16 protein-coding genes and 2 pseudogenes are annotated in these 20,892 nt (G+C 67.6%); 8 read left to right on the top strand and 10 right to left on the bottom strand.

Annotated elements, in window-relative coordinates; translation table 11 throughout:
* Window positions 1–4 precede the first annotated feature (4 nt).
* Window positions 5–1,108, bottom strand: coding sequence for an RHS repeat-associated core domain-containing protein (locus ACSHXC_RS00275; protein WP_438296359.1), 1,104 nt, complete (start codon window positions 1,106–1,108; stop codon window positions 5–7).
* A gap of 574 nt (window positions 1,109–1,682) precedes the next feature.
* On the opposite strand from ACSHXC_RS00275, the pseudogene ACSHXC_RS00270 reads away from it, so the two are divergent.
* A pseudogene (locus ACSHXC_RS00270) lies at window positions 1,683–2,356 on the top strand (NmrA family NAD(P)-binding protein); the annotation flags it as partial.
* 16 nt (window positions 2,357–2,372) lie between these two features.
* Here ACSHXC_RS00270 and ACSHXC_RS00265 read toward each other — a convergent pair.
* Both ACSHXC_RS00265 and ACSHXC_RS00260 read right to left on the bottom strand, forming a co-directional pair.
* Window positions 2,373–3,347, bottom strand: coding sequence for a D-cysteine desulfhydrase family protein (locus ACSHXC_RS00265; RefSeq protein ID WP_438289552.1), 975 nt, complete (start codon window positions 3,345–3,347; stop codon window positions 2,373–2,375).
* Between the two features lie 246 nt (window positions 3,348–3,593).
* Window positions 3,594–5,081 carry a hypothetical protein gene (locus ACSHXC_RS00260; RefSeq protein ID WP_438289551.1) on the bottom strand — a complete coding sequence of 496 codons (1,488 nt, stop codon included), beginning with the start codon at window positions 5,079–5,081 and terminating at the stop codon, window positions 3,594–3,596.
* Window positions 5,082–5,497: 416 nt separating this feature from the next.
* Here ACSHXC_RS00260 and ACSHXC_RS00255 point away from each other — a divergent pair, with 416 nt between their 5' ends.
* Both ACSHXC_RS00255 and ACSHXC_RS00250 read left to right on the top strand, forming a co-directional pair.
* A complete protein-coding gene (locus tag ACSHXC_RS00255) occupies window positions 5,498–6,043 on the top strand; it encodes a hypothetical protein (RefSeq protein ID WP_438289550.1) in 546 nt (181 codons plus the stop codon).
* Window positions 6,044–6,100: 57 nt separating this feature from the next.
* Window positions 6,101–6,373, top strand: coding sequence for a hypothetical protein (locus ACSHXC_RS00250; protein WP_438289549.1), 273 nt, complete (start codon window positions 6,101–6,103; stop codon window positions 6,371–6,373).
* Window positions 6,374–6,567: 194 nt separating this feature from the next.
* On the opposite strand, the gene ACSHXC_RS00245 is transcribed toward ACSHXC_RS00250, so the two are convergent.
* The 6 genes from ACSHXC_RS00245 to ACSHXC_RS00220 all read right to left on the bottom strand — a co-directional run bounded on the left by ACSHXC_RS00245 (window position 6,568) and on the right by ACSHXC_RS00220 (window position 12,836).
* The gene (locus ACSHXC_RS00245; protein WP_438289548.1) at window positions 6,568–6,756 is read right to left on the bottom strand and encodes a hypothetical protein; all 189 of its coding nucleotides are present in this window, start codon (window positions 6,754–6,756) and stop codon (window positions 6,568–6,570) included.
* Between the two features lie 320 nt (window positions 6,757–7,076).
* On the bottom strand, window positions 7,077–8,693 hold the full coding sequence (locus tag ACSHXC_RS00240) for an IS701 family transposase (protein WP_438289547.1): 1,617 nt from the start codon (window positions 8,691–8,693) through the stop codon (window positions 7,077–7,079).
* A gap of 512 nt (window positions 8,694–9,205) precedes the next feature.
* Window positions 9,206–9,535 (bottom strand): histone-like nucleoid-structuring protein Lsr2, encoded by a 330-nt coding sequence (locus tag ACSHXC_RS00235; protein ID WP_438289546.1) that lies wholly within the window; start codon window positions 9,533–9,535, stop codon window positions 9,206–9,208.
* A gap of 323 nt (window positions 9,536–9,858) precedes the next feature.
* Entirely contained in the window at window positions 9,859–10,641 is a 783-nt protein-coding gene (locus ACSHXC_RS00230; RefSeq protein WP_438289545.1) for a hypothetical protein, read from the bottom strand.
* The gene (locus ACSHXC_RS00225; protein ID WP_438289544.1) at window positions 10,608–12,389 is read right to left on the bottom strand and encodes a hypothetical protein; all 1,782 of its coding nucleotides are present in this window, start codon (window positions 12,387–12,389) and stop codon (window positions 10,608–10,610) included. Before ACSHXC_RS00225 ends, ACSHXC_RS00230 begins: the two co-directional genes overlap by 34 nt.
* 54 nt (window positions 12,390–12,443) lie before the next feature.
* Window positions 12,444–12,836, bottom strand: a complete 393-nt coding sequence (locus tag ACSHXC_RS00220) for a hypothetical protein (protein ID WP_438289543.1) — start codon at window positions 12,834–12,836, stop codon at window positions 12,444–12,446.
* A gap of 1,285 nt (window positions 12,837–14,121) precedes the next feature.
* Here ACSHXC_RS00220 and ACSHXC_RS00215 point away from each other — a divergent pair.
* The 5 genes and pseudogenes from ACSHXC_RS00215 to ACSHXC_RS00195 form a co-directional block, all read left to right on the top strand.
* Window positions 14,122–15,087 (top strand): annotated as a pseudogene (locus tag ACSHXC_RS00215) (RHS repeat protein); the annotation flags it as partial.
* A gap of 190 nt (window positions 15,088–15,277) precedes the next feature.
* The gene (locus ACSHXC_RS00210; RefSeq protein ID WP_438289542.1) at window positions 15,278–16,888 is read left to right on the top strand and encodes an RHS repeat-associated core domain-containing protein; all 1,611 of its coding nucleotides are present in this window, start codon (window positions 15,278–15,280) and stop codon (window positions 16,886–16,888) included.
* Between the two features lies 1 nt (window position 16,889).
* Window positions 16,890–17,453, top strand: a complete 564-nt coding sequence (locus tag ACSHXC_RS00205; protein ID WP_438289541.1) for a hypothetical protein — start codon at window positions 16,890–16,892, stop codon at window positions 17,451–17,453.
* A 190-nt stretch (window positions 17,454–17,643) separates the two neighbouring features.
* Window positions 17,644–18,195, top strand: a complete 552-nt coding sequence (locus ACSHXC_RS00200) for a hypothetical protein (protein ID WP_438289540.1) — start codon at window positions 17,644–17,646, stop codon at window positions 18,193–18,195.
* Window positions 18,196–18,664: 469 nt separating this feature from the next.
* Entirely contained in the window at window positions 18,665–18,976 is a 312-nt protein-coding gene (locus ACSHXC_RS00195) for a hypothetical protein (RefSeq protein WP_438289539.1), read from the top strand.
* Window positions 18,977–19,412: 436 nt separating this feature from the next.
* On the opposite strand, the gene ACSHXC_RS00190 is transcribed toward ACSHXC_RS00195, so the two are convergent.
* Entirely contained in the window at window positions 19,413–20,858 is a 1,446-nt protein-coding gene (locus tag ACSHXC_RS00190) for an IS701 family transposase (protein WP_438289538.1), read from the bottom strand.
* Window positions 20,859–20,892: the final 34 nt, after the last annotated feature.

Here is a 20,892-nt window from a genome sequence, read left to right as displayed (position 1 = left end):
GAAGCTACCGGCCCACTTGTACTTCGCGGTTTCCAGCTTCACCCGGGCGACGACGTGTTTCTTGACCGCGCTGCCAGCCCGCTTCACGGCGGGCCATGCCTTGGTCTTGGCCCAGCGCTTGGTGGCCTGCCAGGCCTTGGCAGTGGCCTTCTTGACGGTCCGGACGATCTTCTGGACCTTCTTGGGGGACGTACTGGCGGTAGACCTCCTTGGCTTTCTTGACGACCGGGGCGACGACCTTCTTCGCGACCCAGTTCGTGGCCTTGTGGACGGCCTTGGCGACCTTCTTCTTGGCCTTTTTCCACACGCCGGAGCCCCACCAGGTGCCCTCGGGGTCCGAAAACGTCGCCGGTGCGCTGTTGGCGTACTGGTAGGCGTTGAGCTGCTGCGGGCTGGTCGGGTCCAGGATCGGGTCCGCCGAGAGGAACCGGCCGGTGACCGGGTCGTAGGGGCGAGCGCCCAGCTGGGTGAGGCCCGTGGTGCGGTCCTCGGTTCCGCCGACGAAGCCCTGGTTGCCGATCCACGGGCTGGACTTGTTGTCCCGTGAGTTGCCGAACTCGTCGAGCGTGCGGCGGGTAACGCCCAGCCCGGCGGCGTCGATCTGGGTGAGCGTGGTGCCGTGGTGGTCGTCGATCAGATAGGACACCGGGGTGGTGCCGTCGTCCAGGGCGGTACGGACGGCGACATCATCCCCGCCGTGGGAGTAGTACCGGGTCCCGCGCAACTTCTTGGCCGTCGGGTCCCAGGTGAACTGTTCGCCGCCCAGGTCGAGGGTGACGCCCTGCGGGCCGCGCTGGATGAACTGGTCGCCACCGGCGTCGTACAGATAGCTGGTGGTGTTGCCCTCGGTGTTCGCCGCGACCAGGTTGCCCTGCTCGCTCCACTCCAGGGACTGGCCCGCCGGGATCTCCGGGAGCTTGCGCTGGGTGGTGTTGCCGGAGGCGTCGTAGGAGAACGCGGCTTCGCCGCTCTGGCCGCCGGTGGTGGTGATCTTCTGGACGGCGTGGGGCTGGGCGGTGCCCGGCGCGTTGTAGGCGTAGGTCTGCGTGATGTCCTTGGTGCTGTCGCCGGTGATGTCGTGCGCGACCTTAGAGGTGCGGTTGCCCATCAGGTCATAGGTGTACGTGTTCCAGTACGGGGCCACGCCGCCGAGGTTGTCCTGGGCGGGCTGGGAGCCAGCTGTGCAGGCCGACTTCGGCGTCCAGGAGTCGGTCGTGCGTCCCAGGTAGTCGTAGCGGAAACACCGGTTGTCCACGCTCTGCGCGTTGTTGTCGCGCTTGGAGTTGATGCCCAGCACGTCACCGGTCGGACTGTAGACGTAGGAGGTGTCCTCCGTGCCCATGCCGTTCGCGGCCTCACGGTCCACCATGGTGCGCTCCAGCCTGCGGCTGGACTCGTCGTAGGTGGCGGTGGTGCTGACCCGAGCCCCGGCGCTGCCCTGCACTCGCTGGGTCTGCTCGCCGTAGGGGGAGTAGCTGGTCTCCTGGACGTAGCGCAGGCCGCCGCCGATGGTCGCGTACGGCAGGCCGTCGGCGGTGTAGGTGTGGGTGACTCGTTCGGCCTTCAGTCCGCCCTTGGCCTCGTACTGTTCCCAGGCGATCTGTCCGGTCGTGGTGTAGCCGTACTTGGTGGTGTAGGCACCGCGGGCCCGGTCTCCTGCTCGGGGACGGTGGTGGTGATGCCTGCCCTTCCTGGAACAGGCCCGCGCGCGGGCGGCGTACGGCGTGCCGTACTGCTCAGTTCCTCGGCGATCCCCGCCGGAGGGCCGGCCGTCGGCCAAGTGCACCAGGTGCTGCCCGCCCTGTTCGACGAGTGGGCGGTCCTTCGGCCGTCGTGGTTCATGCAGAACTTCACCGGCGACCACCCGCATGCCCGGAGCATCCGGGAGGAAGGCGAGATCCTGACGGCCACGGCCACGGCCACGGCCACGGCCACGGGCGATGGGCGGGTGGCGTTCGTCGACGCCGACGACATCGCGGCCGTCGCCGTGTGCGCGCTGACCGACGCACAGGCACTCGACACCGACCTGGTCATCACCGGACCGCAGGCGCTCAGCCACAGCGAAGTCGCCGCCATCCTCAGCGAGGTGACCGGACGCGGGGTCACTCACCGGCAGTTGACGTACGAGCAGATGCGAGACCACCTGACCGGGGTGATGCCTCTTGAGTTCGCGGTCATGCTCGCCGACATGGACAGAGCGGTCGCCGACGGAGTCGACGACCGCACCGCTGACACTGTCCTCCGGATGACTGGCCGCCGGCCACGCGCCTTCCGCGTAGACGTGGAGCACACGACACGACAAGAGGCCACGGAGCCGGAAGCGGCCGCCGGTGAGACCGCGCCCGCAATCACCTGAGTGCAATCCTGGGCGATCAGTGCCCAGTACGCAGCGCCTGGCCCGCGCGGTGCGCGATTTCCGCGTGGCCGAACAGTCCTGGCAGGCCGCCGGTGTGGAGCAGGACGGTGCGCTCGCCGGGGCGGATGTGGCCGTCGAGCACGGCTGCGATCAGCCCGGCGGCCGCGCGGCCGGTGTACACCGGGTCCAGCAGCACTCCCTCGGTGGAGGCGACGGTGGTGATGGCGTCGAGGACCGGTTGGTGCAGGACCGCGTATGCCTCACCGACTTGGTCGCTACGTACTCGCAGCGCCTCTGCCGGCTGTTCGCGGCCGGTCAGTTCGCCGACGATCGCGGCGGCCGTGCGGGCGGGGTCGGGGAGTGCGCCGACGTCGACGCCCAGGACGCGTTCCGGGCCCAGGGCGGCGAGCAGTCCAGCCATGGTGGCGCCGGATCCGAGAGCGGTGACGACGTGGCGTACGTCGGGTTGCTGGGCCAGGATCTCGTTGCCCGCCTCAAGGTAGCCGCGCGCACCGAGCGGGCTTGAGCCGCCGAAGGGGACGAGGTAGGGACAGGCGCCCTGCTCGCGCAGGACGGAGCACGTCTTCTCCGCCTCCGCCGTCAGCGCGGCGGCGCCAGAGGCTCCTTCGGCCCACACGATGCGGGCGCCCAGGAGCGCGTCGAGTAGCAGGTTTCCCCCGACCGGAGGCGGGCTCGCCGGGCCCGGCATGACCAGGACCACGTCGAGGCCGGAGCGTGCGGCGGCGGCAGCGGTGAGCCGGGCGTGGTTGCTCTGCGGGCCGCCGGTGGTGACCAGGGTGTCCGCACCCTGGTCCAGCGCGTCGGCGACCAGCCACTCCAACTTGCGGACCTTGTTTCCACCTCCGCCGAGGCCGGTCAGGTCGTCGCGTTTGATCCACAGGTCTTCCTCGCGCAGCCCGATCGCCTCGGACAGACGCGGCGCACGCTCCATTGGCGTGGGCCACGTGGACAGCGTCAACTTCTCCGGCATTCCCACGACTCCCTCGTCCAGGTCGGGTGACTGGTGGCACCATGCCGACGGCCACGTGCACCCATCCAGTCACCACCACCCTGTCACACCCGTTGCCGCAGGTGCACATGGGAACTTCGGTGAGGCCGTTGTCGTGGGTGGGTACCGTCCCGATATCCACCACCGGCCACTTCTCGCGCGAAACCGGGGCTTCCGTGGCCGTCGACGGTGCACGCCGACGGCCGCGGAAGCCCTGCGCCGGAGCGGCTAGTTGATCGCGGGGCCGGAGTCGCTGAGATAGGTCCAGTTCGACCATGCGTCGAACCCGGTCTGCCATCTGTGGTGGACGCCGGCCTGGCTGGTGCCGAAGACCTCGATGCGGCCGTCGGCGTTGTTGGCCGCACCGATGTCAGTACCGCCGCCGCCGAAGGTCTCCCACTGCGAGTACGGTGCGTTCGCGCTGGTCTGCCAGGTGTGGCTCGCGGTGGTGGCGTTGATCGCGAACACCTCGACGCGGCCGTCGACCGACCGCGAGGACGTCAGCTCGGCGTTGGTGATCCCGCCGGTACCCGCCCAGTCCGACCACGAGGTCGGGCCGGTCTGCCAACGGTGGTACACCCCGGTGGCGTTGGAGGCGAACACCTCCAGCCTGCCGTCCTGGTTGTGACTGACGGCGACATCATGTCCGCCGCCGCCGAAGTTCTCCCATGCCGACCAGTTGCCGTTGACTCCGGTTTGCCAGAGGTGTCCGAACGTCGAGTCGGAGAGGGCGAAGACTTCGAGCCGGCCGTCCGGTGAGGTTTCCATGGCGAGCCGGGAGTTGGCCGGTCCGCCAGTGCCTTCCCAGTTGGCCCAGCCGCCGCTGGACGCGGTCTGCCATCGGTGGAAGACGCCGTTGGTGTTGGAGGCGAACACTTCGATACGACCGTCGGCGTTGTTGCCCGCGGCGAGGCGGTATCCACCGGTTCCGAAGTTCTCCCAGCCGGACCAGCCCGCGTTGGGCCCGGTCTGCCACATGTGGTCGAGGGTGGTGTCCGAGAGGGCGAAGAGTTCCAGTCGGCCATCGGCGTTGGACGCCACCGCCAACTGTGCGTTGCGCGGGCCGCCTTCGAACCGCCACGGAGACCAGGCGCCGTTCACCGAGGTCTGCCACGCGTGGTACACACCGTCGGCACCGGCGGCGAAGCTCTCCAGCCTGCCGTCCGCGGACCGCCCAGCCACCACCCGGCCCGAGGCGTACGGGTGCGGCCGGGGCGCGGAGTCCTCGATGATGTTGTTGTAACGAAGCGCCTTGTAGTCGCCGTTGGGGTGGCCGTCGAGCGTGGCGTTGTTGATGTTCGCGCTGAAGTGTCCCGGAGGCTCGACGCCGCTGTTGCCCCCACCGAAGCTGTAGTAGGAGAAACCTCCGTGGTCGTCCTCCCACTGATGGAAGATCAGGACGTGATCGCGGAACGAATTCAGAACGTCCCCCGGCCGCAACTCGTCCCGCCCGATCTCATGGGAAAATCCGGGTAACCCCTGGGTGTTGGGATTGGCGTCCAGGTGCCACGCCATCGAGACATAGCCGGAACAGTCGGTGCGGTAGTTGAAGTCGCCGCCGGGGCCGGGCGCGGATCCTTGCTGGTTGTACGGAGGGTGTTGGTCCACCCAATACTGGGCGCGCCAGATCACCTCGCTGCGGGTGATCGGGCCGCCGCGGTCGGACGAGCCGGCCGGCTGCGCGACAGCGGGCGTGGCCACGACAAGCGTGATCACGCCCGCCAGTAGCGGCAGAATCCATCTGCCGAACCATGATCTGAAGGGCTTCACGAGGGACTTCTCCATTCGTCGGCGACCGACGGTAGAGAGCGCCGATGAAATGCCGATGGAATCCCGCGCCGCTGCCCTGCCTGGAGTGGACGGCCAGGGGGTGTCACCCGCGCCAGGTGGCATGACTGCCGGCGCGAACGGCTGCCCGCCAGACCGTGGCCAGGGTGCTGCACGCCGAGTGACGGCTGCGCCGTGTCGGCCCTGGCCGTCACCGACCTTCATCGCCGGGCCTGTGCCGGGCCCCCGAGCCATGGGCAACGGGCATGCGGCCGAAACCACTGGTGCGTGGTGGGCGTCTTCGCTGAAGAGGTGTTCATGCCAGAACGGAGGCCCAGGTGCGGTGGCTTGCCCCGGTGGTACCCATGGCCGCAGCGGCGGCCGCGTACGCGTGGGCACGCTGGTGTTTCGCGAGTGCCTCGCCCCCGTCGCAGACAGTCGCGGTGGTGGGCGGAGCCGTGCTGATCGTCCTCGCCGCCGTCGCGTACCTCGTACTGGTCGACGGCAGTGGCGGATTCTTCGGTGTGCTCCTGATGGCTCTGGGGCTGTTCTTGACCCTGGAGGCGGTGGAAGAGGGGACGGCTCGCAGCCAGGCCGTCACGTGTGACGTACGCGAGGTGCACAGCAAGGTCCTGGAGTCCTCCGGCGAGGGCAGCATCTCGAAGACCGTGTACCACTTCACACTGAGCTGCCCCGGCGGATACCCGACAGAGATCACCGACGGCCGTCCGATCGCCTCGGCGGGCAAGCAGCTCCGGATCGCCTACGATCCCCGGCGCCGGGTGTCCCCGTCCATCGAAGGCAACGATTCCGCCTGGCGCTCCGCCATATCGGCTCTGGGGCTCCTCGTCGCGGCCACGGCGCTGGCGGCGAGGAGGCGCACCCTTGATGCGGCGGAGTTCCGCCTGTGATCCAGGAGTGGGGAGCCGCTGTATGGCCCCGCTCGTCAGGTGGGTAGCGTCCGGGGCATGGATTCACCGCTCATGGGCCTCGTGGTGCTCACGGTCTTCGCGCTGGCCGCGTTCTTCACCGGCCAGGGCGCGGTGCGGGTGATGCGCCGAGCCCGGTGGTGCTGGTACGTGGCGGTACCTCCGCTCGTCACCGCCGCCTCCGGGTACGGCGTGGCCTGGCTGCTGTGGCCCTCGTACTTCAGCAGGCTCGTCCTGCTCCTGTGGTGGGCCTGCGCGTTCTTCGGGAACATCGCGGGGTGGTTCTGCGCGGCCGACGGGCAGCACGCATGAAGGCTCGCCTTGCAGGGCGTGACGGTCCGCAGGACGGCGGGGGGTGGGCAAGGCGAAGGGCTCCTGCCCGGCGGCCTCGCCACGGCGGCCGCTTCGCGCAGTTGGCGGCCACCGGTCCGGTAGTGGCAGCACTCACGCGGGAGTTTCCCGGCCTGCGGCCCGTCTGCTTCCACTCTCCCTATGAGCGACGGTGCTCAAGGGCAGCCTCCGTGCACGGTGAGCCGGTAGCCCTCGGGTCCTGTGACGGAGAACGTCGGGCCGAACGGACTGTCCTGCAGCGGGCCGACGTCCGGAGTGTTCGACTGCACCAACTGCTCGCGCAGCGCGCTCGCGTCCGAGGTGCGCAGCCACAGCCTCGGAAAACGGGTCCGCGTCACTCTCATGCCGGAGCGCTTTGCATATCATCACCGCCCACCGGCCGAAATACTCGGCTCGGCGGTCGCTCGGAAGGTCGTTGCCCGACTGCATGCGCACATCATCCTCCGGACACGGGAACGAGGACCATCGGTTTGCCCCGACGGCGCACCAGTGCAGCCCGATCGGACAGACTCAGTACGAGCGGCGCCGCACACATCGTGGCACCCAGCGTCCAGGGCAGCGCACCACTGCCGACGGGGCCACGCAATTCCCGTGCCCACTCCTTCTCTACGGTGACCCCTACGAGGCTGTCATCAGGAGGGCATGGACTCCCCGGCTCCCGGCGCTAGTGTCCTGCGCCAGAGATCCGTCGGCAGAAGCGGGCGAGGGAGTCGAGGATTTCTTCGGCGGTCTTGGTCCAGATGAATGGCTTGGGGTCTTCGTTCCAGTCCTTGACCCAGGCCCGGATATCGGCTTCCAGGGCCTGGATGTTCTTGTGTGCGCCGCGGCGGATCATCTGGTGGGCCAGGAGCCGAACCACCGCTCGACCTGGTTGGTCCAGGAGGAGCCGGTCGGGGCGAAGTGCAGCTCGAACCGCGGGTTTTTGGCCAGCCAGGCTCTGACCGCAGGCGTCTCTCGACTTTCGTCGTTCTGACCGGCCGTCAGGCCAAGTCCGTGCTGGCTGCGGCCCAGGCCCGTTGGACGGCCCGGATTTCCGGATCCGTGGGCCGGCCGGTGTCATGGGCATAAATCGTGCCGCGATCATGACGCGGCGGAGCTTGGCGACCATGTCGGAGAACGCCGGGGTGGTTTTGGTGGCATACCACGGGGTGCGGGCGCGGTGCTCGGCCGCGTCATTCGGGTGGTGGCCGTAGCGCGTGTACCAGAGCACGGTGATCGTGTAGCAGTACAGGCCGAAGGGCACCGTGCGCTCGACCGCGCGGCGGGTGCGGTTTCGGGCCTGGCCGACGCCGAGCAGGTCGCGGGCCTCGGCGAAGGTGACCTCGATCGACCACCGCCACGCGTACCTCGTGATCAGCTCGGCGGCGGGGGTGGCGAGGTCGGTGGTGACCAGGGCGAGGCTGTAGCCGGCGTCGTCGGCCTGGTCGCGTAGCAGGATGACACGGACCGTTTGGGTGTGCAGGGAGCCGTACCACAGGCAGGTGCGCGTGGCGAGGAACACGTGCTCGGTGCGGCCGTAGCGGGTGACGGTGGCGGGGGTGAAACGGCAGGCGGCGGCCAGCTGTTCGGCCGTGCCCAGCCGCTCGCCCTTCAGCCTGGGCCGTCCGCGTTTTCCGGTCGGCGGCGGGGCCGTCGCGTAGAGCACCGCGGGGGCCGGCAGCCGGACGGTGAGGGTGACCCGGCCGGGCAGGGCGCGCAGTGCGGGGCCGTGGTAATGGGCGTCGCCGGCCACGTGCAAACGGCGGCGCCCATGGCAGGTGGACAGGAAGCGGACCATGGCCACGGCCTGCTCGACCTTGCTGGGGCCGTGTTTCGGGCGGTGCAGCCGGGCCAGCACCGGAAGGCACACCGGCCGCTTGAGGAACGGCAGGCGGACGATCAGGCCGAGCACGACGAAGCAGGTGCCGTAGCCGATGGGCTTCTTGCCCCGCGCGGCACCGTAGTGCTGCCAGGCGGCGCCGAAGATTCTTCTGCCGCACCGCTTGAACAGGGTGTCGTCCACCGCCGCCACCAGCGGCGCGTCCTCGTCCAGCAGCAGGCGCACCACCAGGTGCGACAGCGCGGCACCGAGCAGGTCGGCGCTCCAGACGGCGCGGGAGAAGAACGCGTGGGCGCGGTCGTGCGACCACACCTGTTCGGCCCCGGCGCCGCTCAGCATGCCGCACACCGTGGACTGCCCGGTCTGCGCGATCAGACCGGTGACCAGGGCGGCGAAGGGGTGGAAGGCCGGGTAGGTAAAGCAGCCGCGCAGCGAGGCGGGTACGGTCGGATCCAGGAGCATCGGCGGACCCCTCCGCGAGGAGACGGGCGTAGACACCGTCGATGCTTCTCCTGCGTCCGCCAGTTCTGCAGCCCCTTCACCACCCCTGCTTACGCCACTGCTGACGACCGGTCAGAACATCGAAAGCCGAGCCGACAGGTCTCTCCCGCTTCTCGGGCGGCCGGATCGGGATCGTCCCGAGCTGGCACTCTGTAGGTGCGGTGTCCACGCCGGGGACACCGCACCTACGGCATCGTGCTCGGGGTATTTCCTGGGTCACGAAAGGCAGGGCTGGTTCCCGGCAGGCGTACAGGGCATCAACGGCCGCCTCGCGGTCGGGGACCCTCTGCCTGTGTGTACCAGTGCACGTGCCTGCAGACACCCTGCTCAGGGCTGCCGAGAGTGACACGGCAGAGCGGGAGGAATTCCGCAGTACGCTTCCTGCTTCTGATGGTCAGCGGCTCGGAGCCTTCGCTTGAAACGCAGGAAGGCCCCCATCGCTGAGGAGGGCCTTCTCGCGGGCTGGCGTTGACTCAGTGATTCTTTTCGTACGCGGCGCGAACGTCAGCAGGCACACGACCGCGGTCGTTCACCGCGTAGCCCTTCTCCTTGGCCCAGGCGCGGATGGCAGCGGTGTCCTTGGCGGTGCCTGCGGGGCGAGGCGCCCCCTTGCGGGCCCGCCCGGAGGTGCGCCAGCCGGCCTTGGTGAACGGTGTGACTGCTTCGAGCAGCTTGTCGTAGCTGTCCGGGCCGAGGTCGATTTCGTATGCCACGCCATCGAGGACGAGCGTGTGTGTCGTGGCCTCCTGGGTCTCTTCGCCCGTGAGGTCGTCCGTGTAGATGGTTACGATTTTCTGAGCCATGAAGGGATTCTAGGGGTCATTGATGCTTTGAATATCTAGCCTTTCAAAGCGCCGGAAAGGCACGCCGGCCGCCGTGCATTGCGACACTTGCCGCAATGCGCGGCGACCTTCATTGGAGACATGCGGCTGCACCTGAAGTGGGGCCGCAGGTTCGCCCCCTCACGTCACCTACGTCCATCCCATCGAGCGCACGGTCGACGGGATCGAGTCGGTGACCACCGGCGAGGTCGCTCGCCCGCTCACCGAGCCAGGCGCAGGTGCTCGGTCTGCCGGAGGGCGCCTGCCGCATCGAAAGCCTCGTCTGCGCGGAGGACTGGCGGACGTCAGCTGATGGCCTGGAACTGGTTCCAGCCGCCGGTGCCGACGATGGTGGGGGTGCCGTGTGTGGTGGGGGTGATGCGGGGGTAGAAGCGCAGCCCGGCGGTGTTGTCGGTGGTCGTGGCCCACAGGTCGGGCAGGCCGTCGTTGTCGGCGTCGCCGCCGGAGGCGAGCAGGGGGATGTGGGCGGCGGTCCAGTTGGTGCCGATCCGGGTGGCGGTGTCGCCGTCGCCGGCGGGGCCGGTTCCCTTGTACAGCTTGAGGGCGCCGCCGGTCTTGTGGCGGGCGAGCAGGTCCATGTGGCCGTTCTTGGTGACGTCGCCGGGGGCGAGCAGGTCGTAGTTCGACCAGCCGCCGTTGCCGACGAGGACGGGTTCCTTCTCGGCGTCGAGGTAGCCGTTCGGGTCGCCGTAGTACAGCCAGAGGTGGTCGCCTTCCTTGACCAGGAGGTCGGGGAAGGAGGGCAGGTCCCAGTCGCCGATCGTGCCGTCGCCGTCGAGGTCGGTGGGGCCGTCGATGTCGCCGACGGCCAGGATCTGGTCGGCGTTCTTGAAGTGGTCGTTGGCGCTGTCGTAGACGGCCAGGTCGCGGCGGCGGTCCTCGCAGACGGCGCCCGGGGCCTGTTCGCCGGCTGTGGTGCAGGCGTGGCCGAGGCCGTTGTTGGGGAAGACGTGCAGCTGGCGGCTGCCCTTGGCGCCGGTGGTGGCGATGAGGTCTTCGTAGCCGTCCTCGGTCCAGTCCCCTCGGTGAGTGATCAGGGAGCCGTTGAAGGACTGGGCGGAGGCCATCTGGGAGAGGCCCAGGTGGCCGTCGCCGTTGCCGGTGTAGGTCCACGCTCCCCGTTGGAGCGCAGGCCGTAGAAGTCGGAGTGGCCGTCGCCGTTCAGGTCACCGGGCTTGTCCTTGACCGCGGGGCTGTTGGCGTAGAAGAGGTAATTGCGGGTGCCGGAGCGGTTGTTCGCGCGGTCGAGGGAGCGGGCGTAGACGCGTTTGGGCCCGGCCGAGGGCGGGGTGAGTTTCACGTCGTGGGAACCGCCGGCAGCCGCGGGAGTGATGGTTCGGACCGTGGGGTCCCAGTCCGTCCAGTATTCGTACTTCACCACGTCCCCTACTCCACCGGAGTCGAGGGTGAAGGTGCCCTCCGTACGCGCGGTACCTGTCTTGTCGGGTTCCCATCCCAGGTCGCCGTTGGGGAACTGGGGTGAGGTGATGCCGGGGGGCCGGGAGGGCCTGGACTGGTCGACGTGGAAGCGGCATACCCCCGTCCAGCCCGATGCCGAGACGGCGTCCTCGGCGCGGACCTGCCAGGAGTGCTGGCGGCCGTCGACGAACTTGCCCTTGGGGACGGCGATACGGGCGATGCTCCCGGAGGTGACGTTCACCGTCTTCTCGAACAGGACGGTGGAGGTGCCGGTCTGCCACACCTTGAACCGCGCCGCCACTGTCCCTCCGTCCGCATCCGAGACCCTGGCGTACAGGTCGACGTCGGTGTTGCCGACCGTGGTGGAGGGCTCGGCTGTGCAGGCGGTGGCGGGGCTGGTGCCGTGCCCGTTCGGGGTGTTGGGGACGGTGTTGTAGGTGGTGGACAGGACCGCGGTGGAGGCGTCGAACTTCTTCCACGCTCCGGTGTCCGACTCCGAGGCGCGCAGTCCCAGGGTGGAGGTGGGCCACTTGTTGGCGGCGGCGATCCTGGCGACGTCGGTGGTGTCGAACTCCAGGTTCCCCGCCGGGCAGCCCGAGCTCCAGCCCTTGGCGTCGGTGACGGTGCCGACCTTGGCAGCCCAGGCGGGCTGGTTGTTCCAGGTGGTGCCCGAGTTGATGGAGTTGGTGCGCCACAGCTCGACCGGCTTCTTGGTGCACGACCAGGAGTGCGTGTTCTTGATGCGGAACACCGACCGGGTGATCTGCTTGCCGTGCAGGTTCTTGGTGTTCATCGTGAACATGGACCGCCAGGTGCCGCCGGTCTCCGCCTCGTACCCGGACCGGGCGATCTTCGAGGAGTGGTTGAAGAACGACGTGGACGGGTGCTGCTTGGACACCGACGTCCAGTTGTCCCGGCTGCCGGCGACCGTCGGATCGATGTAGACAGGGAAGACGGTGTCCTTGCCGTGCAGGATGTCCTGGTCCGGCTCCAGCACCAGCTGCCCGTTGCCGACCGCGATGGGCATCGCCGACTGCTGCGCGCCGTCGCGCGGCTCGAAGACGTCCTCCTTGGACGTCGGAGCCTGTCCGCTGCGGGACTTCATCAGCGCCGGTGTGTCCTTGGCGCCCTGCGGAGCGGGAGTGTCCTCACTGGTGGGGATGCCGGTTGAGTCCCACATGGTGGGCGTCGGTGCGGTGAACACCTCCTGCCCGGCGGGGTTGATGGCTTTGAGGTTGCCGGCCTGGTCCGTGTGGATGGCGACGCCGTCGGACTTCAGGGCGAAGGTGAGGCGTTTGAGCGCCGGGGCCTTCGCTGCCTGTGGGGTCTTGACGATCAGGAGCTGCTGGAAGCCGGTGTCGGCGGCCTTCATCTGCACGTCCACCCCGGGCAGCACGTCGGGGTAGGTGGCGGTGTCGCCCTCCAGGCGGGGCTTGGGCAGGTGTCCGGGTCAGTCCACGCTCATCGAGCGCCCGTCGCGGGTGATGGTCACCAGCGGTGTGCTGCCGCCGCCGGAGAACACCAGCCCGACCGCGGCGGCCTTCGGCACCACCGTTCCGTCCGGCGCGGCGGCTAGCGTCGCGTCGATGTCAACGAGCCGTTTGCCGACCTTGGTTCGCACGGGAGTGACGGAGGTGTCCTGGGTGAAGGTGCCGTCCGGGTTCGCGTACACGGTGGCGTAGGCCGTGCGCTGCGAGACGACCTCCACCTGCTGGCCGCTACGGGCGGCCTGTGCGGAGGCCGCCGTTGCCTCGGCCGGTGAATCCCGCTCGGCCGTGGCTGGTTGGGCCGCGGCGGCCGGGATAGCGGCGACGCCGAGTCCTGCGGCGAGAGCGCCAACCACCCCCGTTGCGACACCTATTCGCCATCTGGAACGCACTCGCGTCACCATGCATCTTCCCTTTCGTTACGCCATACAAGCAAGGGCAAGTAAAGCGCACGTCAAGGTGCGTGTTCCCCGATACCCATGTGATTGTCGGGTGTGTGCTGACGCTCTCCGTATCAAACGAGCTAATGATGCGTCTACGGACGTAAGTTGATGACCTGTGGGCGAAGGTCATGAGGTTTCATCGATTCAGCCTCAAGTCAAGATAACGTAAAGGTGCGTGCTGGCTTCTGCGACCGTTCGGCGTTCTACGAAATGCCCTGACGGGCTTCGATGCGGGAGCAGTTGAGGAATGAGTGAGTCTTCTCGAATACCTTCGGGGGAATATCCCGCACGGCCCCGTCGGAGATGGCGGGGGCGTCGTGCGGTAGTGGGGGCGACGGCGGCGACGCTGATGGTCACGCTGTTGTCCGGTGAGGCCCTGGCCATGACGAAGCTGTCGCTGCCCGAGCTGCAGAAGACCAAGCCCGTGCCCGTCACCCCCGTGGAAGGCAGGCCTGCCACCACGGAGAACGAGGCTGCGAAGAAGGCCTGGAAGCAGGTCCCGGATGCCGCCTGGCCCAGGGCCGGCACTGCCGAAGCCCGCCTCGACGGACGCACGGGCGCCAAGACTTTGACCGCAGGCGCCCTGCCTGTGACGATCGCCCCCGCCGCGGGCAAGGCACCCGGCACCACAGCCCCGGCATCGGGCGATGTGGCCGTGGAGGTGCTGGACCGTGCCGTGGCCGCGAAGGCCGGTGTCGACGGTGTGGTGTTCGCCGTCGACACGTCCGGCGGCGGCGCCGACCTCACCGTCGACTACACGAAGTTCCGCCATGCGCTGGGCGGCGACTGGTCCTCCCGCCTCACCCTCGCTCAGCTCCCGGACTGCGCGTTGAGCACCCCGGGCGCCGCAGCCTGCCTGCCGGTTCCGCTCGCCGACGTGGACAACGACCCCGTCAAAGGCACCCTGAGCGCCCCGGTCGCGCTGGCCGCAGGCACCGCCAACACGCCCCCCTCGCCTGCTGCTTCACCATCGCAGGCGCCCTCGGCCGCCGCCGGATCCACTCCCCGGGCTGCCGCCCGGGGCAAGGCCGCCACTGCCCGGACGCTGTTCGCGGTGACAGCCGCGCCGGCCGGCGGGGGCGGTGACTTCAGGGCCACCTCGCTCTCCCCGTCGGGTACGTGGGCGGCGGGTGGCTCCTCCGGCGGCTTCACCTGGTCCTACGACCTGCAGACGCCGGGCGTCGCCGGGGATGTGGGCCCGGAGCTGTCACTGGGGTACTCCTCCAGCTCGGTGGACGGGCGCACCTCGGCTTCCAACAACCAGGCGAACAACGTCGGGGACGGCTGGGGGATGGAGCCCGGCTTCATCGAGCGCCGCTACAAGACCTGCAACGCCGACATGACCGGCGGCAACAACAAGGCCAAGAACGGGGACTTGTGCTGGGGCGGTGAGAACGCCGTCCTCTCCCTCGGGGGCAAGACCAACGAACTGGTCCGTGATGACACCTCGGGCGTGTGGAAGCTGCGGAACGACGACGGCAGCAAGGTCGAGAAACTCACCGACACCGGCCGGGGCAACGGCGACCACGACGGCGAGTACTGGAAGGTCACCGACACCGACGGAGTGCAGTACTTCTTCGGCTACCACCGCCTGCCCGGCTACAGCGACGGCAAGCAGACGACGGACTCGACCTGGACGGTGCCGGTCTACGGCAACCACGCGGGCGAACCATGCCACAAGACCAACTTCGCGGACTCCTGGTGCCAGCAGGCATGGCGCTGGAACCTGGACTACGTCGTCGACCCGCACGGCGACGCCATGGCCTACTACTGGGCCAAGGAGACCAATCACTACGGCCGCAACGTCAACTTGACCGACGGCAAGTCGACCGCCACCCCCTACACACGCGGTGGCTACCTGAAGAGCATCGAGTACGGCCTGCGCTCGGACAACCTGTACACCGGGACCCCTGCAGCGAAGGTCACCTTCACCACCGCGGAGCGCTGCCTGGCCACTGCCTCGTTCGACTGTGCGGAGAACAAGTTCACCGCCGCCAACGCCGCCCAGTGGCCCGATGTGCCCTTCGACCAGTACTGCGCGGCGGGCACCGACTGCAAGAACCGCTACTCGCCGTCGTTCTGGTCACGGAAACGGATCACGGACATCACCACCGAGGTCCGTGAAGGCAGCGCCTACAAGAAGGTCGACTCCTGGAAGCTGACCCCTGGACTGGACGTTCCACCCCGCGATCGCCGGACAGCTCAAGGAACGCGTCACCCACCGCTACGCCACGGACTCGCCCTACGACCAGGTTGTCGGCACCAACGCCACCGGGGCGGTCCTGGTCAACAACGTCACCTACGACCCGTTCCAGCGCCCGCTGAGGACGGAGTACGGGCCGTTCGGGAAGAAGGTGTGGGACACCCGCGAATACGACGAGCACACCGGCAACCTCACCCGCCAGACCACCGACCGGGAAACCGGACCCGCCCGCATAGACGACATCCGCTACACCTTCGACCAGGCCAACAACATCACCAAGCTCGAAACCGCCTCCGGACAGGATGCGCAACGCTCTGTCGACACGCAGTGCTTCACCACCGACGCCCTGCGCCGCATCACCAACGCCTGGACCGCCACCGACGGTTGCACGGCCAAGCCCAACGCGGACGGTTCCGCAAACGGCACGACGCCGAAGGTCGGTGGGCCGGACGCCTACTGGCACACCTTCACCTACGACGCGGTCGGCAACCGGCAGACCGAGACCCAGCACAAGGTCGACGGGAACCCGCTCGCGACCGACGACGTCAAGCGCACCTACCAGTACGGACAGGACGGCGCCGGCAAACGACAGCTGACCGGGGTCACACAGACCACCGCCGGCAAGACCGGCACCCGCTACTACACCCAGGACACCCAGACCATCGCGGTCAAGACCCGCGGGGAGATGAGCGTCCTGCTCTCCGACCATCACGGCACCGCCACCACCGCCGTCCTCCTGGCCACCGGCCAGGCACTGACCCGCCGCAAGAAGACCATCTTCGGCGGCGACCGCACCGCCCAGCCGGCCACCTGGCCCGGCACCAAGGGATTCGTCGGCGGCACCCAGGACCCGACGGGCCTGACCCACCTCGGCGCCCGCGAATACGACCCCCACCTGGGCCGGTTCATCTCCGTCGACCCCGTCATCGACACAGGCGACCCCCAGCAGATGCACGGCTACACCTACGGCAACAACAACCCCCTCATACACTCCGACCCCGACGGCAAACTCTTCGGCGGCAACAACTCCAGCCTGTGGATGCGCCCCGGAGCGAAGGATCCCTACGCCAACAGCGGCCCCCGGAGCCCCGCCGAATACGAACGCCGCAACAACCAGAACCGCCAACGTTCCAACCCCAACTACAGCCCCTACAAAACCACCCAGGGATCCAAGCGCACCTCCTACCAGAACCACGGCCCCTGGAGCCCCAAGGTCTACAAACAGCGAAAAGCAGACGCCGACGCCGCCGCACGCGACAAAAAAGCAGCCAAAGACAAGAAGCGCAAACACGATGTGGCCATGAAGGAAAGGATCCAGGACAAACGTTCAGGACTGCGAAAGCTTTGGGACAGCACCGGCGGAAAAGCAGTCAGTCACGTCAAGGACCACTGGCGAGGCTACGCGGAAGCGGCGGCGTTCGGTATCTGCGTTGCCGCCTCGGCAGGCGCCTGTATCGTGGCCGGAGCCGCAGTCGCCGGCGCGAAGTGGTTTGCGTCCTATCGCGACCCCAACACTGCACGGTACGGATTCGGCGATTTCGCTAAGGATACGCTGGTGGGACTCGGTGGCGGACTGGCCGGTGGAGCCATCGGGAGAGGCCTCTCCCGCGGTATGAGCGGATCCGGCATCACGTTCAGACAGGCGATGTGGAGCAACGCCTTCTCCGGTAGCGCGGCACAGAAATACGCCAACATGAGCCTGAACGCGAAGATGGCGGTGGTCGGCTGCGGAGCTGGCGGATTCAACCCTGGATACTGTTGACATGGATACCGTGAAGGAGAATTCAGAGGCAGTCGTGCGAAAAATAGTTCTCAGGCGCAAGAGCCTGGTTTTCTTCCTGGCGATCGCCGCCCTCGGCGCCACCGCTGCCGCGATCAGTGCGGCGATCCGAAGCCTGGATTCGGATTCCCTGAGTCTCATCAGTGGAATGGGGTTCTTGGTCTGGCTGTTCTTCCGCGTCGGCCGTTCCCGGGTGGAGCTCGACGGAAGCGGGGTCACCCTCATCGGACTTCTGGTGAAGGTCCGGATGCCCTGGGGTGCCGTTACGAAGGTCTCTCATGACAACGGCCTCGGCATCCGCGACACATCGGGAACGCAACAAGGAGTGTTGGCCTTTGGAGGATCTCTCTTGGAAGAGATCTTCGAGAAGCTCGGCAAAGGCCGGATCAGCGCGGCCGCACGGACCATTAGCGAAGCCAGGGAGCAGGCTCTGCCCGACGCCCTCGCCGATACCAGGGTCCAAAAACGCCTGGACCTGATCCCGGCCGATCTGCTTCTCCTTCAGTTGCCGGTCATGCAGGGACTAATCCAGCTCGGGATCATCTGAATCCACCGTTCCGAAACGCCCGAGTGCCGACCAGTCGCGTGCGCCCGGGCGTGCCCGATTTCCGGATGTCTTCCGGGGCGGTGAGCATGGGCAGGATCTCTGAGCTGGAGGTAAAGAGCAGCTGGCTCGGTCCGTGCAGAATCCATGCCTTGGGACGACAGGAGGAAAGGCTCGGGCGCACGCAGCTGGAATGAACGGAGTGGCCGATCCATGTCTCAAGGAAGACACGCTGGGGCGTGCCCTGGCACGCCCCAGGGTGGTGCTGATCATGATGGAACACAGTGAAGCCACGGTGAAAGCGTGGAAGGTTGCGCTGCCCGTCAGGATCGCAGCAGTCTGCGTGTCTCTGGGGTTTCTTGCCTTTGCAGCATGGGGGTTCTTCGATGCGCTGCCAGGAGACCTGGATGCCGACGTGCTGATGTTTACCGGTGCCTTCCTCATCGTCACAGCTGCTGGCCTGCTGTACTCGTTTCGGACATCCATCACCCTCACCACGCATCGGGTAATCGTGCAGAACCTGGGCCTGACCAACTGGGTACAGATCGCCGAGATCAGCGCGGTGACCGCAGGCTATAGCGGGACCGTCATCACCACATATGACGGGCGCACGCTACAGGGGCTGGCCGTGGAGAAGCCGAACTATGCTCGCTGGCTCGGCAGGCGTACAAGGGCCGATCATGTCGTCAACGCGATCCGGTCGGCAGCCGGCCTCAGCAACGGTCCCGCCGAGCGGCAGCTGTAGCCCAGACAGAGGTGCCGGTCATAGGCCCTCGCGCGGCGTGCCGAACGAGGGCCTATGACCCGGCATGCGCGATCAGGCTCGGCTCATCGAACGTGGGGAAGAGCTCTTTGGGAGCCTCGGGCTGAGAGCCATCGAATGGCTACGTAGTGGTAGCTGGTTAGGTCGGGTGGTAGACAGCGAGTCCTAACAGAACCGTAGACCCTGGAGCCCTGCGGTCTACAAACAGCGTCTACAAACAGCGAAAAGCAGACGCCGACGCCGCCGCACACGCCAAAAAGGAAACCGAGGACCAGAAGCGCAAACACGACGCCACCATGAAAGAGAAGACCAGGATAAGCGTTCAGGGCTGCGCAGGTTTTGGGACAGTAGCGGGGGTAAATTGGCCAGCCATGTCAATGAGCACTGGCGTGGCTACGCGGAAGTGGCAGCATTCGGCATCTGCGTAGCCGCCTCGGCAGGAGCCTGCATCGTGGCCGGCGCCACAGTCGCCGGAGCCAAGTGGGTCGCGTCGAAACGCGATCCGAACGCCCCGAGGTATCGTGGTGGCGAGTTCGTTCGGGAAACGCTTATCGGAATCGGCGGCGGGCTGATTGGCGGCGCGATATCCAAGAGTCCATCCCCGGGGATGACTGGGGCGTCGATCAGCTTCAGAAGGGCAATGACCAGTAACGCGTTCCAGCGGGGTGACTTGCCAGGGAGCTACGCCAATATGTCTCTCAACGGGAAACTGGCCGTCGCGGGCTGCGCCATCGGGGGCTTCATCCCTGGGTACTGCTCATGAGAATGCAAATCCGAGACCTGAGAGGCCTGAAACACGTTCCGACTAAGGTGCTCCGCAGGAAAAGCATCGCAATATTTGCGTGCTTTGCAACGGCAGGGTTTACAGCTGCTGCAGCGGAAGCCTTGATTCGAAACCCAGACGATCCAGACTTCGCCTCCCTCTCAGGTATGGCCGCGCTAGTATGGCTGCTCCTACGAGTCGCCCGTTCCAGGGTCGAGTTCGATGAAGAGAACATCTGGCTTGTCGGGCTCCTGTGGAGCGTAAAGATCTCCTGGCGGCGATTCTGGCAGTGGGGTACGAGGACGGGCTCACCGTTAAGACCCCTGGAGGCGAATACGGCAACCTGGCGTTGAGTGGATCACTGATCGAGAATATTCTCCAGAAGCATGTCAAGGGACGTGTTGAAGCAGCGGCGGAGAGTGTCGAGCGCGGGAAACTATCGGTGGTTTGTTAGACGGGGCGGTAGAGGCCGAGAGGTCTGCCGGTGGCGACGGTGTTGAGGAGGGCTTGGAGTTCGGCGGGCGGGGGCTTCGTCGACCATGCCCGCCAGTAGCGTTGCAGCGTGGCCCAGGGCGTCAGCCAGCCACGGACGGCCCGGATGGCCCGGGGCCAGCAGGCCGGCTGGGGCTGCTGGGACTCGGGTCCGCCCCCTCTCTGCCGCTCCTGATGGTGTGTCAGGCCCGGGTGCCGGGGCGGCGGGTGTAGGTGTGAGTGGGGCGAACCAGGTGTTCCAGCAGAAGCTGAACGCGCAGTTCACGAGGGTCTGGTGGCGGCGGATGGCGGTGTCGGAGCGGACCTGGAAGTCGGCCCAGCCGAGTTCGTCCTTGACCTGTTTGTAGCTCTGCTCGACCCAGTGCCGCAGTCCGTAGAGTCTGACTACTTCGGTCAGGTCGGCGGTCGCATGCCGGCTGAGCTGTTCGCGTGGTGAGCTGGGCCGGGGCAGGTTGGTGGCCAGGTACCAGGTGGACGTCTCGGGCAGGGTTGCGGGGTCGGTGGTGGCCACCACCAGCCGGACCATGCCGTCGGGTCCCCACCAGCCGAGCCTGGCATCGGCGGCCCACCAGGTGGCGGAGCGTCCGCCGCGGAAGGTGCGGGTGACCGGCTGCCAGTCGCCCGGCTCTTCGGGGCCGTGCCAGGCCAGTTCACGGGCGGCGTCCACGGGCCGGAAGGCGTCCTTGTACTGCCAGGTGCCGTGGCCGCGCTTGAGGGCCATCACGAACGGCAGGTGAGCGTCCCACAGTTCAGCGCGGAAGCAGGTGTGATCGCCGTAGGCACAGTCGGCGACAACCGCCCGGAAGGACACCCCCACCTCCGCGGCATGACAGGCCAGTGCGGCCCCGATCTGCAGCTTCGTGCGGAAACCCGGGTCGTTCCTCCCGCCGGGGAAGTGGTGCGCGGGGGTATAGGGCACCGCGTGCAGTGGGTAGTAGACGCGCTCGTCGGCCCAGCAGGTGGTCACCGTGACCACCCCGCGGTCGATCTTCCCGACCGAGCCCAGGTACTGCTTGCCCACATGCGCGGTCGCCGACCCGTCCTTGCGGTCCCCGGAATCGTCGACCACCAGCACCCCCATCCCATGCGGCGCGGTCGCCGGATCCGTCAGCAGCAGCTCCAGACGGCGCGCGTTGACCTGCTCGTGGTCCCAGGTCGACTCCGAGAGGAAGAACTGCAGCCGCTGCACCGCCGCATGCTGGGCACCCACCACCGGTTCGGCCCCGGCCAGGCAGGTCAGGGTCTTGTTCCGGTCCCGCGGCAGCAGCAGGCCGGCCAGATACTCACGGAACCCACGCCGCTGGGCCAGCGTCCCGAAGAGCCCATCGAAGCAGGCGGCATAGCCTTCCAATGGACCGGGTGCGGGCGGGCACGGCAGCCGCTTCGTCATCTCAAGCTCCATTGAGGCGAGTTGAGGCTCTCAC

It is taken from the genome of Streptomyces sp. HUAS TT7, from assembly GCF_051550175.1.
In the GTDB taxonomy this organism is placed as follows: domain Bacteria; phylum Actinomycetota; class Actinomycetes; order Streptomycetales; family Streptomycetaceae; genus Streptomyces.
This window is presented reverse-complemented; position numbering and strand designations above follow the sequence as displayed.